6 protein-coding genes are annotated in these 14634 nt (G+C 47.6%); 5 read left to right on the top strand and 1 reads right to left on the bottom strand.

Translation table 11 applies throughout. The features are described from left to right. The first annotated feature begins 17 nt into the window (after window positions 1-17). From sprA to eno, 4 genes are all read left to right on the top strand, one after another. Window positions 18-7007: a cell surface protein SprA gene (gene sprA, locus QZX97_RS16415; protein WP_295650837.1), complete on the top strand. Its 6990-nt coding sequence runs from the start codon at window positions 18-20 to the stop codon at window positions 7005-7007. 168 nt (window positions 7008-7175) lie between these two features. After that, complete coding sequence (locus QZX97_RS16410; RefSeq protein ID WP_295650839.1) at window positions 7176-7940, top strand: ABC transporter ATP-binding protein; 765 nt, start codon at window positions 7176-7178, stop codon at window positions 7938-7940. Window positions 7941-7991: 51 nt separating this feature from the next. Beyond that, on the top strand, window positions 7992-9128 hold the full coding sequence (locus QZX97_RS16405) for an ABC transporter permease (RefSeq protein ID WP_295650840.1): 1137 nt from the start codon (window positions 7992-7994) through the stop codon (window positions 9126-9128). 281 nt (window positions 9129-9409) lie between these two features. Continuing rightward, window positions 9410-10705, top strand: coding sequence for a phosphopyruvate hydratase (eno, locus tag QZX97_RS16400; protein WP_295650841.1), 1296 nt, complete (start codon window positions 9410-9412; stop codon window positions 10703-10705). 99 nt (window positions 10706-10804) lie between these two features. Here the strand turns inward: eno and QZX97_RS16395 are convergent, their stop codons facing one another. After that, complete coding sequence (locus QZX97_RS16395) at window positions 10805-12346, bottom strand: serine hydrolase (protein WP_295650843.1); 1542 nt, start codon at window positions 12344-12346, stop codon at window positions 10805-10807. 74 nt (window positions 12347-12420) lie between these two features. Between QZX97_RS16395 and QZX97_RS16390 the strand changes: the two genes are divergently transcribed. Further along, window positions 12421-14625: a S9 family peptidase gene (locus QZX97_RS16390; protein WP_295650846.1), complete on the top strand. Its 2205-nt coding sequence runs from the start codon at window positions 12421-12423 to the stop codon at window positions 14623-14625. The last annotated feature ends 9 nt before the right edge of the window (window positions 14626-14634 follow it).

Genomic DNA, 14634 nt, shown 5'->3' with positions numbered 1-14634 from the left:
TGGTGTTTTTTGCTGCGATGTTCGGCTCAGTTCCGCTATTCGCGCAGGTTGGCTCCATACTCAACAGGGATTCTTCGTCGGTTAAAAAGCCTATTATTATTCACGAGTCGAACAGTTACAAAGCCCTGCAAGGTTTTTTGCAGCCCGACCCGCCAAATCTGGTACAAACCGTACAATATGATGCCACTACCAACCGGTACGTACTAACCGAAACAGTAGGCGGCCTGCTGTACCGCCCCCAGCGTTACCTTACCATAGCCGAATACCTCGACCTGATGCAGCATCAGGACCAAAAAGTATACTGGAAGAAGCTGGCCGATAATTATGCCTATGCATCGCAACAGCCTGGTTTTATACCGCTGATAAAAGTGCAGAGCCATACCTTTCAACAGATATTTGGCAGCGACGTAATCGATATTCGTCCGCAGGGGTCAGCTGAAATGATATTTGCCGGGCAGGTGAATAAAAATGAGAACCCGCTGTTCAATACCTCACAGCGTACCCAGGCCAACTTTAATTTCGACCAGCATATACAGATGAACCTGACCGGCAGCATCGGCGATAAGCTAAAAATAAATACTAATTACAATACCGACGCCCAATTCCAGTTTGAGAACCAGGTAAAATTAGACTATACCGGCCGACCGGACGAGATAATCCAAAAAATTGAAGCCGGTACGGTGAGCATGCCCCTCAATACTACGCTGATCCAAGGTGCGCAGTCGTTGTTTGGTATAAAAACTAAACTCAAATTTGGCAAGTTGGATGTAACCAGCATTTTTTCCCAACAAAAATCGCAGTCGCAGCATATTACCATTACTAACCAGTCGCAGCAAAATACCTTTAGGATGCTGCCTACGGATTACGAGGCCAATAAGCACTACTTTTTATCGCAGTACTTCCGTAATAATTACGACAAGGCGTTGGCCAATATCCCCATCATCAACTCCAACATCAACATCACAAAAATCGAGGTGTGGATAACCAACCGTAACAACAGCACCACCAATTCGCGCGATATATTGGCCTTGTTAGACCTTGGCGAGAACGCGCCGTATAATACCACGTTGGTGCACGGCGGCGGCTCGGCATTGCCTGCGGCTTTTAATGGTGCGCCCGGAACATTCACCCAACAATCGAACGATCTGTTAAAAAACCTGCCCGCCAATGCCAGGCTGACCAACTCGAGCGATGCTGCCAATTATTTTAACTCGACTGGCGCTACGGACAACTTTTCGAAACTGACCTATGCCCGCCAGTTAACACCCAAAGAATATACCTTACACACGCAGTTGGGTTATATCTCATTAAACTCGCCGTTAAATAACGACGAGGTATTGGCCGTAGCTTACCAATACACGTACAATGGCGTACAATACCAGGTGGGCGAGTTTTCGACCGACGTAAAAGTTAACCCGAACACCCCCCAGGTGCTGTATACTAAATTGCTGAAGGGCGAGATACTGAAAACCAATTTACCTACCTGGAAACTGATGATGAAAAACATCTATTCGTTAGGTGCCTTCCAGGTGAGCCCGAACAACTTTAATTTGACCATTACCCGTTTAGATGAAGCGTCGGGCATTGAAAAACCTATTATGGCGGAAGGTGTGAACACCACATCGAAATTGTGGCTGCAACTGGCGGGTCTGGATAATCTGAACCAGCAGCAGCAAAAACAGCCCGATGGCTATTTTGACTTTTTGGAGGGCGTTACCATTGACTCGCAAAACGGGCGCATCATCTTCCCCGAGCTGGAACCTTTTGGTTCGGATCTGGCGGCCAAATTCGCGCCGGGCGAGCAGGCCTTGGTGGCTAAATACACCTATCAACCCTTGTACGATTCGACCAAGACTATCGCGCAGCAGTTTTTCCCGCAGTTTAACCGTTATGTTATTAAGGGTACTTATACATCGCAATCGGGTTCCGAATACCAATTGAACGCTATCAATATCCCGCAAGGCTCAGTAATTGTTACCTCGGGCAGTTTAAAATTAACCGAAGGCGTTGATTTTACAGTGGATTATAACGCGGGCCGGGTTACCATACTTAACCAATCGCTGCTGTCGTCGGGGCAACCTATCGGCATTGATGTGGAGAACAACGAGTTGTTTGGCGTTCAGCAAAAATCGCTGTTTGGCACGCGGTTAGATTACCATGCCAGCCCAACCTTAAGCTTGGGCGGTACTTTGATGCACCTATCCGAACAGCCCATTACTCAAAACATAGCTATTGGCGATGAGCCGATATCCAATACCATTGTCGGGTTCGATGTAAATTATAATTCATCGTCGAGATTTTTGACCCGGATGGTGGACAAGATACCTTTTATCTCCACCAAGGCACCCTCGTCCTTTAGTTTTACAGGTGAGTTTGCCAAACTGATGCCCGGGCACCCGAGCGCCCTGAACTTTGCCGGCGCCAGTGGTACATCCTACCTGGACGATTTTGAGAACACGCAATCCATCATCGACATTAAAAGCGCGGTAGGTTGGCAAATATCGGGCACGCCACAACTTTTTCCCGAAGCGCAACTGAACGACAACCTGGCCTACGGTTATAACCGGGCCTTGCTTGCTTTTTACAATATCGACCCGATATTTTACAACCGGTCCGACAGCCAGGCACCACCCTTTGCCAATGCCAATGTGGAGCTATCCAACCATTATACAAGGCAGGTGTTTGAAACGGAAATTTACCCGTATAAGCAATCCATCACCGGCTCGCCGCTGCCCTTGCCTACACTCGACCTGGCTTATTACCCGATGGCGCGCGGCCCATATAACTATACCACTACCGGTGTAAACAGCGACGGTACACTGCAAAACCCGCAGAGCCGCTGGGGCGGGATGTTCCGCCGAATGGACGTGAACGATTTTGAGGCCTTGAACGTGGAGTATATCGATTACTGGATGCTCGACCCTTTTATCTACAAAACCAATTCGCAGGGTGGCGATTTGTACTTTAACCTGGGCAGCATATCGGAAGATATATTGAAAGACGGGCGCCAAAGTTTGGAAAACGGATTACCTGTTGATGGTAACCTGAGTACGGTTGATACCACAGCCTGGGGCCGGGTGCCTAAAATACAACCGGTGGTACAAAGCTTTGATAACGACCCTAACGCGCGTTTGCTGCAGGATGTTGGTTTGGACGGCTTAGGCGACGCGGACGAGCAGGCATTTTTTGCACCCTATGTACAAAAAATGAAGGCCATTGTAAATACAAAGGCCGCCGCGGCTATTGCTGCCGACCCTTCGGGCGATGATTTTCAATATTACCGGGGACCGGCATTGGACGAAGCGAACGCAGGTGTATTGCAACGGTACAGCCATTATAACGGAACGGAAGGCAACTCCAAAACGGCCGACCAATCGCAGGCTTTGCTGGGGATACAGACCTCGGCATCAACATCGCTGCCCGATGCAGAGGACGTTAACCGCGACAATACCATGAGCACCGCAGACGAATATTTTGAATACAAGGTTTCGATACGCCCGCAGGACATGGTGGTGGGCAAGAATGATATAGTTGATAAGATAGCGGTGGCGGTTAAATTGTTGAACGGCCAGACACAAACGGTAAACTGGTACCATTTCCGTGTACCTATTGCTAACTATCAATCAAAAGTTGGTAATATTCAGGATTTTAAGGCCATCCGATTTATTAGGATGTACATGACCAATTTTGCCGATACCTCTGTATTGCGTTTTGGTACCTTGCAACTGGTTCGCGGCGAGTGGCGTGCCTTCAATACCGAAAACAACCCGTTAAATGTGATTGCCGACCCATCAATACCTAATCCGCCGCTCGATAATTCGACCATAGATGTGGGTGTTATCAATATTGAAGAGAATGGTACACGCGCGCCCATACCTTATGTTTTGCCGCCGGGCATTAACCGCCAGCCCGATTACAACAACCTGGCCAGCAATACCCAGCTAAATGAGCAATCGTTATCAGTTACGGTAAACAACCTGCGCAATGGCTACTCGCGTGCGGCGTTTAAAACCTTTAGCAACGATTTGCGCAACTATAAACACATCCAAATGTTTATACACGCCGAGGCCTTGCCGGCACAACAGTTAAAAGACAATGACCTGAGTGCCTTTATACGTTTTGGTCTCGACTATGTAGATAATTATTACGAGTACGTTATCCCGCTAAAAGTAACCCAGCCCGGCACCAGCGACCCGAACGCGATATGGCCAACGTTGAACAACCTGGATATTGACCTTTCGATACTGACGGATGCCAAAATCAAACGGAACAATGCTACCCTTAACGGCAAGCCATGGCCTATTAACGTGCCATTTACCTATAATGGGGTAACGGTAATGGGGCAGCCCGACATTAGCCGGTTGGCGACGATTATGTTGGGTGTGCGCAATCCGTACCGTGTTACGGGTACTGACAAATCGGGTATGGTTTGGTTTGATGAATTGCGCTTGACAGACTTTAACGAAACCGGGGGATGGGCCGCCACCGGGCACCTGAGCACCAAACTGGCCGACTTTGCCAATGTTACCATATCGGGCAGTAAGACGACGGCGGGTTTCGGGCCATTGAACCAAAGTGTGAGCACGCAAACCCTGACATCGACACAAACTTATGATATTGCCACCAGTATGGAGCTGGGCAAGTTTTTCCCGGCTAAGTCGGGCTTGAAGATACCCTTGTTTTTTGATGTATCGTCGCAGGTGAATACCCCGCTTTACGATCCGGCTTCGCCCGATTTAAAACTTGATGATGAGCTGGCGCAGGCTACTACGAAATCGGCGCGCGATTCTTTGTTGAACATCCAATCGGAAGCACAGGACGTTACAACGCGGCGTAGTTTCAATTTAACCAACGTTCACAAAACGAAAACAAACCCCAAAGCGCCAAACCATTTGTGGGATATTGAGAACCTGAGCGCAACGTATGCTTACACAGAATTTGACCACCATGATTTTACCACCCAGGATGCTTTACAAAAAACGTATAAGGTGGCATTGAGTTACGTGTATACCAGTCAGCCGAAATTTTATACCCCGCTCGAAAAGCGGATTAAAAGCAATATGCTGGCACTATTTAGGGATATAAACTTTAGTTTGCTGCCCAATCGCTTGAATTTTAATATCAGTTTTGACAGGTTTTATTCGGAAAATACCTTGCGGAATAATGACCCGAACAATTTTATCCCGATACCGACGAGCTTTAACAAAAACTTTACCATTACGCGGGTTTATGGCATAGGCTGGAATTTGACCAAATCGTTGCAGATGGATATTGATGCCACTAATTTGGCTGTAGTTGACGAGCCCGCAGGACGCATCAATGGATTAAAGCAGGATACCTTGTGGAACAACCTAAAGAAATTGGGCCGCACCACCGATTATAGCCACAACCTTAACTTTACGTACAAAGTTCCTATCAGCAAGATACCGGGTTTCGACTGGGTGAGCACCACCGCCATTTACAGTACCCGTTTTGAGTGGAAAACCGCGCCCGAATTTGCGTTGACCGATGCCAATTTTGATGTGGGCAATACCATACTCAACTCGCGCACCATTAAGCTGGACCCTAAGCTGAATCTCACCACCCTATACAATAAGTTTAGTTTTTTACGCAAAATAAACGATCCTCGGGACAGCACCGGCTGGTTTAAAAAAGCAATAATTAATTTGCTTACCAGTGTAAAGAGCATCAGCGCGACCTACAGCCGTACCGAAGGCACCACCCTGCCGGGATACCTGCCGGGCACCAATTTTTATGGTGCTGACCCGAACTACAACGCGCCGGGCATTGGCTTTTTATTGGGTAGCCAGGCCGATATACGCGCGAAAGCATTGGCGGGTGGTTGGATAAGCACCGATACCTTGCAAAACCAGTTATACGTTACTACGCTGAACGAGGTACTGCACTTTCAAAGTAGTATTGAGCCTATAAAAGACCTGCATATTGACCTGCTTGCCGACCGCACGCGCGACTTTAACTATCAAACCAACTTTAAATTCCTGAGTTCGACCAACTCATTCGAGAATTTGAGCCCGGTTACAAGTGGTGATTATAGTATTTCCACACTATCGATAGCGACAGCTTTTTCGAAACCGTCGGGCATTGATAATTTTTCGAAGACCTTTCAGGCTTTTTTGGATGACAGGTCTATTATTTCGCAACGTTTAGGCAAGGCCAACCCCAACTCTACGGGGGTAACCGGCGGTTTTGCCGATGGTTACAGTGCATCATCGCAGGATGTGTTGGTGAACGCGTTTTTGGCTGCGTATACGGGCAAAGACGCCAACAGTTCGAGCACCAGTATTTTCCCTAATATACCAATACCCAACTGGGACATCAGGTATGGAGGTTTGGCGCATTTGCCGTTCTTGTCCGAAATATTCGACTCGTTTGACCTGCGGCATGGTTACCGGTCGACGTATAGTGTGAATGGTTTCAATACTTTGCAGCAGTACCAGCTTGGGCCTAACGGCAGTGTGGTATCGCGCGATGTGAACGGCGACTTTTTGCCTTATTACCAGTTTACACAGATTACCCTGTTTGAGCAGTTTGTGCCATTGTTGGGTGTTGATATGCGTTTTCATAACGGGATGACGAGCAGTATTGAGTACAGGCAATCGCGCACGCTAAGCCTGAGTTTGGCTAATAGCCAGGTGGGCGAAACCGACCAGAGCAATACCGTATTCAGTTTTGGTTACCATACCACTAAGTTCCGTTTTCCGTTCGGCTTGTTTAACGATTTGCAGCTCAACAACGATATGAACTTTAAAATGGCCTTCTCCATTAACGATAACAAGAGCATTATTTACCGGCCCGATGTGCAGCAGGCCGAAATATCATCGGGGGCCAAAAACATCGCCATTAACCCTTCGATAGATTATGCCCTAAACAAGCGTTTTACGGTTAAACTGTTTTACGACTCGACCATTACGCAACCTTATACCTCCCAATCGTTTAATACCTCGTTCGCCAATTTTGGGTTTAGTTTAAGGTTGCTTTTACAATAAGAGAGCCGAAAGCATAAAGCTAAAAGCACAAAGCTTTTTTTGTCGATAGATAGTGATAGGCGTTCAGCTTTTTGCTTTCGGCTTTAAGCTTCCCACCTTCACCTAAAAAAAACCGCGTTTCGCCGATTTTATTTGTAGTTATATCAAATATTAACCGATTTTTACGGTATGGCAAAACAACCCATTATTACAGTAAAAAACCTGGTGAAAAAGTACGGCGATTTTACCGCTGTTGATGACATCAGCTTTGAAGTTTATGAAGGCGAGATATTCGGTCTGCTTGGCCCCAACGGCGCCGGCAAAACCACTACACTCGAAATTATAGAAACCCTGCGCGAAAAAACATCAGGCCAAATCATGGTAGATGGGTTCGATATTGAGAACGGTGTCGACAGTATAAAAAAACGTATCGGCGTACAATTGCAAGCAGCAGGCTATTATCCCAACCTGAACCTGAGCGAACTGATCGCCTTGTTTTCGGGCTTGTATGGCGTGGATGTTACTGCCAATCAAATGCTGGAGAAAGTTGCCTTGACCGATAAGGCCAAAGCCAAATATAAAGACCTTTCGGGTGGACAAAAGCAGCGCTTTTCTATCGCAACAACGCTGATAAACAACCCGCGCATTGTGTTTTTGGACGAGCCGACGACCGGCCTCGACCCGCAGGCGCGCCGTAACCTATGGGACCTGATCCGCGAGATACGCGACCAGGGGACTACCGTGGTGATCACCACCCACTACATGGACGAGGCCGAAGTACTGTGCGACCGCGTTGCCTTTGTTGACGGCGGGCACATCATCGGCATCAACACGCCCGACGCCTTTATCGACGAGCTGGTGGCATTGGGTTTTGAACGTAAAAAAGAAGTGAAAGCTGCCAACCTGGAGGATGTGTTTATTGCCAAAACGGGTAAGGAGTGGAGAGAGGCTTAAGATAGAATCAAGAGCCAAGAATCAAGAACCAAGACAATCAAAAAAAAACAAATGGAACAAAAACCTTACTCAAATATAAAAGCGACGCTGGCAATAGCCAAAGCCAGTTTCAGGTCGATTATACGCAGCCCGTCGGCGGTGGTGTTCAGTTTGGCTTTTCCACTGATATTTATTACCGTGTTTGCCAATATAGGCGGCGGCGGGCCAAGTGTTGATGTGGCCGTTTCGAAAACCTGCGATACCAACAATGTGGTGTATATGGCTTTGAAAAAAGCAGCTGTAATACACCTCATCACCAACCAAACTACCGAGCAGATGAATACCAGCCTTTCGAGGGGGGATATTGCTGCCGTTATCGACATCAAAAAGAGTGCAGACGGATCTGCGGCTTACTCGCCAATGCCGGGGCCGCCACAAATGTCGTCGACGGTTTTAAATGTTCAATACTCCAACGCTTCGGCGCAAACAGGTGGCTTGTTCAAGTCGATATTGAACAATGTTTTGTACCAAATCAATACTATGATGAACCCCAAGGCAGCCACTGTGGCTCAGGTACACGAAACTACCATTACCGGCCGTAAATATAAATACATCGACTTTTTATTGCCCGGTATGCTGGGCTTTTCGTTATTGAGCAGCGGTGTTTTTGGTACAGCCTTCGTGTTTTTAAGTTTGCGCCTTACGCTGGTTATCAAACGTTTTTTTGCCACGCCGGTTAAAAAATATAGCATTGTGTTGGGCGAAATGCTGGCGCGTATTGTGTTCTCGTTGCTTGGCGCGGTATTCATCATTATGGTGGGGCATTATATATTTGGCTTTACGCTGATACATGGGGTGGTTACGGTGCTCAATATGCTGGTACTATGTACCATCGGGCTCATTATATTTATGGGGTTTGGTTTTGTGATATCGGGTATTGCCAAAAACGAGAGCAGTATACCGCCAATATCCAACATCATTACTATGCCGCAGTTTTTACTGTCGGGCACGTTTTTTTCGACATCAAATTTCCCGTTATGGTTGCAGGGCATCAGTAAGGTGCTGCCGCTTACCTATTTAAATACCGCCATGCGCGAGGTTGCTTTTGAAGGTGCCGGCCTGGGCGATGTTACCCACCAGTTGCTGATATTGGCTGCCTGGTTTGTGGGCATATACGCGGTGGCCGTGAGGACGTTTAAGTGGGAGTAGGGTTTTGAGGTCGGAGGTCGACAGACCGATGTCAGTTATTTAAAATGCGTTATTGGGTAATCAATAGCGCATTTTTTATTTTATCATCCTTCTGACCACTGACTTCCGACTTTTGAAATCCTCTTCAAGATTACCTTAGTGTAAATTGTACACAAATTATTTGTTATTATTGAGCAATATCACATTTTAATTATATAAGTTTTCATAATTTAGCACCGTTTTAAGCCAAAGCGCTTATTTAAAACATTAAATAGTAAAAATTAAACCAATAAAATCATCACATGAGCATTATAATTGACGTTCACGCCCGCCAGATACTTGATTCGCGCGGCAATCCTACCATCGAAGTTGAAGTATTAACCGAAAACGGAGCCCTTGGCCGTGCCGCTGTCCCTTCAGGCGCATCAACAGGTGTTCACGAAGCGGTTGAACTGCGTGATAACGACAAAGCTGTTTACATGGGCAAAGGTGTTTTAAAAGCCGTTGCCAACGTGAACGATGTAATTGCCCCCGAACTGAAAGGTTTGGACGTGTTTGAACAAAATGCCATCGACAGGCTGATGATAGAACTGGATGGTACCGAAAATAAAGGTAAACTGGGCGCTAACGCTATTTTAGGTATTTCGCTGGCCGTGGCAAAAGCTGCCGCGCAGGAAAGCCGTCAGCCGCTGTACCGCTACATCGGCGGTGTTAACGCCAATACCCTGCCTATCCCGATGATGAACATTGTGAACGGTGGTTCGCACTCTGATGCGCCTATCGCGTTCCAGGAGTTTATGATCATGCCGGTTGGCGCGCCTTCGTTCAGCGAAGCCTTGCGTTGGGGTACCGAAGTGTTCCACAACCTGAAAAAGATATTGCATGACCGTGGTTTATCAACTGCAGTAGGCGATGAGGGTGGTTTTGCGCCAACCTTTGAAGGGACCGAAGATGGCGTAGAAACCATTTTAAAAGCGATTGAAAAAGCAGGTTACAAACCGGGTGTAGATATCTACATCGCGTTCGATTGCGCGGCATCTGAGTTTTACAAAGACGGCAAATACGATTATACCAAATTTGAAGGCGATAAAGGTGTTATCCGCAGCAGCGCCGAGCAGGTAGCGTACCTTGCCGAACTGGTTGCGAAATATCCTGTGATATCGATAGAAGATGGTATGGCCGAGGATGATTGGGCCGGCTGGAAATTATTGACCGAGAAACTGGGCAGCAAAGTTCAATTGGTAGGCGATGATTTGTTTGTTACCAATGTAAAACGTTTACAAATGGGTATTGATGCCGATACTGCCAACTCAATTTTGGTTAAAGTGAACCAAATTGGTACCCTGACCGAAACCATCGACGCAGTAACATTGGCACAAACCAATGGCTATACTTCGGTAATGAGCCACCGCTCGGGCGAGACAGAGGATGCTACCATTGCTGATTTAGCTGTTGCCTTAAACTGCGGCCAAATAAAAACCGGTTCGGCCTCGCGCTCGGACAGGATAGCCAAATACAACCAATTGCTGCGCATTGAAGAAGAATTGGGTAGCAACGCGAAGTTTATTGGTAAGAGCTTTAAATACGCTAAAAAATAATTATTGGTCCATAGACCATGGTCGATAGTCCATGGTAAGATTTAATATTTGAGAGCCCTGCGAGTTTCGCTGGGCTTTTTTAGTACTTGAAAGTGTTTTCTACTGCACCTTTTTAAAATCGTAAGGCGTATACTCTATAAAGTCGGCTACTTTGACCCTTACGCCGGTTACCTGTCCATTTTGGACAGTAAACGGGAAGATGGCTTTACCAAACTCAGGGTCGGAGAAGCTAACGTAGAAACGATTGAGGCCCAAAGGCTGTAACAATGCAAACATTTTTGGATGGTGCTCAAAGTGCATTTGCAGGTCGGTGCCTGTTTCGCCGCCAAGGCTAACGGTCATGTAACCATACAGGTCGTTAAAGTATTTGCCTGTATAAGCGGTGATGGGCAGGGATGGCTGAGGCTTTAGGGCAACAGTATCTCGCAGCTTTTTATCCTTGTCCGCCTCGGTTTGGGTATAGGCTTTAAAAGCAGCGAGGTATTTCTCGCTGTAGTCCTGGTAGGGTTTGTTATTATAGGCATCGATGATCTCCCATTTCAGGGCATCGTACAATTCGTTCTGGTCGGTATTGGTAAGTACGATGATGCCCAGGTGTTCGTCGGGTATCATGGTTACGGATGATACAAAGCCGTTAACCCCGCCGGTATGCATTACGATACGATGCCCGGCATAATTTTCGAGTTCGAAGCCAAGGCCGTACAATACATCGCTGGTGGTGCCATCCAAATGACGTTCCTGGCCAACAATATCCTGCGGCTGGCGCACGGCCCTTATCGCCGAAAGGGGTATTACCTGCCTGTCGCCCACCTTGCCGTCGTTCAACAGGCAAAGCACCCATTTGCTCATGTCGTTTACCGATGAGCTGATGCTGCCGGCCGGGGCCAGGTTGTCTATCATGGGATAGGTGATGGGGATGAGGCGGCCATCGGCCATGGTATGCGCTGCGGCTTTGTTGTATACTGTAGGCATATCTTTACTGAGCACCTTGGTATAACCCATGCCCAGCGGGGCGATGATATTGTCTTTAATAAAAGCTTCCCATGAGCGGTCGGTAGCGGCGGTGATGACCTGACCTGCCACTACAAACGCGGCATTGGTATAGCCCCATTTGGTGCGGAAGGGGTAAACTGCTTTTACATGGGCCATCTTTTCTATCACCTCTTCGCGGGTAAGGTCGCTGGTCCAGTAGGTAAAATCACCCTGGAAGGTTTGAAAGCCGAGGCGGTGGCAAAGCAGGTCGCGCACGATGGCTTGTTCGCCGGCCAGTTTGTTGTCGAGCTTAAAGTTAGGTACGTATTTGGTAACCTTATCATCCAGCGACAGTTGGTGGCGGTCTTCTATCATAGCCAAGGCTGTGGCGGTAAAGGCTTTCGTATTACTGCCGATCATGAAGAGTGTATTTTCGTCGACCTTGTTGTTGAGGCCGAGTTCTTTAACACCATAGCCTTTCATCAGGATGACTTTGTTGTCCTTAACAATACAAACAGCCGCGCCGGGGATGCGCCAATTGGTGAGGGCGCGGTTAATGTAAACATCAAGGCTGTCTTTAATAAAATTGCTCCTGTTGATGGTTTGCCCAAAAACGGAGGCGGTAATCAGAATGATAAAGACAGGGAATAATGTTACAGATTTTCTCATAAATTGCAGTCCTAAACGCTCATTGTAAATTTAGCGTTAAATCGATTATTCCGAAATTAAAAATTGAAAATAGCATGAAGATGAACTTTTACAAATTACAGATGGCCACGGTAATTGTTTTGCTGATGGTTATCAAACAAAGCCCGGTGCTTGCGCAATCCTTTGGCCACCACTGGACAGCCGACGGGTATCACTACTACAGTACGCAAGGCGGACAGATATCGGAGATAGATGCGCGGGATGGATCGAACAAGGTAATTGTAAGTAAGGATATGCTGACGCCTGCCGGTAAAGCCTCCATCGGCGTAAGGCGGTTCTCGTTATCAAACGATGGGCAAAAGGTGCTCATCAATACCAATACCAAAAGGGTATGGCGCTTTGATACCCGCGGCGATTACTGGGTGTACGATCTTGCAGCGAAAACACTAACGCAAATAGGCAAAGACAGGCCGGCATCGTCGCTGATGTTCGCTAAGTTTTCGCCGGATGGCAGTAAAGTGGCCTATGGCAGCGAACACAATATTTTTGTGGAGACACTGGGCACTGGTGCGGTTAAACAACTGACAACCGACGGCACCCGCAAGTTGATAAACGGCACTTTTGATTGGGTCTACGAAGAAGAGTTGAACTGCAGGGACGGTTTCCGCTGGTCGCCGGACGGGAAATCGATAGCTTATTGGCAGATAGATGCCAGCAAGATAAAGGATTACCTGATGCTGAATACTACCGATACGGAATACCCGCAGGCTATACCGGTGGAATACCCGGTTGCCGGCGAAGACCCGAGCGCCTGCAAGGTAGGTGTGGTGAGTGCCGATGGCGGTAAAACCACCTGGCTGAATATTCCCGGCGATGCGGTACAACACTATATCCCGAGGATGGAATGGGCCAATGCCGACGAAGTGATACTGCAGCAACTGAACCGTGCCCAAACCGAAAGCATTGTTTACATAGCCAATTACAAAACAGGCGCGGTTAAACCGATCATGGATGAGAAGGATAATGCCTGGATAGATGTAAAATCGGAGTGGAACGGCGGTAATCCTTTCGCGTCCGACCCGACAGGATGGGATTGGATGGATAAGGGCAAAGCCTTTTTATGGGGCAGCGAAAAAGACGGCTGGAGGCATTTATACCGTGTGGGTATGGATGGCAAAGAAACGCTGTTGACCCCCGGCAATTACGATGTGGTTGAAATAAACCTGGTAGATGAGGCCGGCGGCTATATTTATATCACAGCCTCGCCCGAAAATCCTACCCAACTTTATTTGTACAGGGTGAAGATTACAGGTGGCCCCCTGGAGCGCGTAACGCCCGTGAATCAACCCGGAACGCATAACTATGAGATATCGCCGAACGGCAAACTGGCTTTGCATTCGTTCTCGAATATTTATACCCCGCCGGCACAGGAGGTGGTGAGTTTACCCGACAACAAACACATTGCCGGGCAGGCTATTGTTGTTGATCCTAATAATAAGCCTGCAGGCTCACCTGAGTTTTTCAGGGTAAAGACGGTTGATGGTATTGATATTGACGGCTGGGTGAAGAAGCCGACCAACTTTGACCCTACCAAGAAATACCCCGTGGTATTTATGGTTTACGGCGAGCCTGCCGAGCAAACCGCTACCGATACTTATGGTGTTGAGCGCAACGGCTTATATCGCGGCAGCATGGCTGATGATGGGTATGTTTATATATCGGTTGATAATCGCGGCGCGCCGGCTCCGAGGGGACGCGAGTGGCGAAAAGCCATCTATAAAAAGATTGGCATTGTAAACATTCGCGACCAGGCGATGGCAGCTAAGGAGATATTGAAATGGCCGTATATCGACAGTACCCGCGTGGCCGTTTGGGGCTGGAGCGGCGGCGGCTCATCGACATTGAATTTGATGTTCCAGTATCCTGAAATATACAAAACCGGTATAGCCGTAGCTGCCGTGGCCGACCAGTTAACGTACGATAACGTTTATCAGGAGCGCTATATGGGCGTACCTACGGATGATGCAGGGCGCGCTTTCTTTGTTGCCGGTTCACCAATAACCTACGCAAAAAACCTGAAGGGCAACCTGTTGTACATACAAGGCACAGGTGATGATAATGTGCATTATAAGAACGCCGAGGAACTGATAAATGAACTGGTTAAATATAACAAGCAATTTCAATTGATGAGTTACCCTAACCGTACGCATGGCATAAGCGAAGGCCCGGGGACAAGGGCGCATATGGCCACCTTGTATACACAGTATTTAAAGGACCATTGCCCGCCGGGAGGCAGATAGGCTTTAGTT

This window comes from uncultured Mucilaginibacter sp. (genome assembly GCF_903893715.1).
In the GTDB taxonomy this organism is placed as follows: domain Bacteria; phylum Bacteroidota; class Bacteroidia; order Sphingobacteriales; family Sphingobacteriaceae; genus Mucilaginibacter.
Note: the sequence above shows the minus strand (reverse complement) of the source record. Positions and strands in the feature narration are given on the sequence as shown.

What these genes read in the sequence shown, in the direction of transcription:
- QZX97_RS16390 (WP_295650846.1), top strand. Translation starts at nt 12,421, where the DNA reads ATGAAGATGAACTTTTACAAATTACAGATGGCCACGGTAATTGTTTTG.
- QZX97_RS16395 (WP_295650843.1), bottom strand. Translation starts at nt 12,346, where the DNA reads ATGAGAAAATCTGTAACATTATTCCCTGTCTTTATCATTCTGATTACC.
- sprA (WP_295650837.1), top strand. Translation starts at nt 18, where the DNA reads ATGTTCGGCTCAGTTCCGCTATTCGCGCAGGTTGGCTCCATACTCAAC.
- eno (WP_295650841.1), top strand. Translation starts at nt 9,410, where the DNA reads ATGAGCATTATAATTGACGTTCACGCCCGCCAGATACTTGATTCGCGC.
- QZX97_RS16410 (WP_295650839.1), top strand. Translation starts at nt 7,176, where the DNA reads ATGGCAAAACAACCCATTATTACAGTAAAAAACCTGGTGAAAAAGTAC.
- QZX97_RS16405 (WP_295650840.1), top strand. Translation starts at nt 7,992, where the DNA reads ATGGAACAAAAACCTTACTCAAATATAAAAGCGACGCTGGCAATAGCC.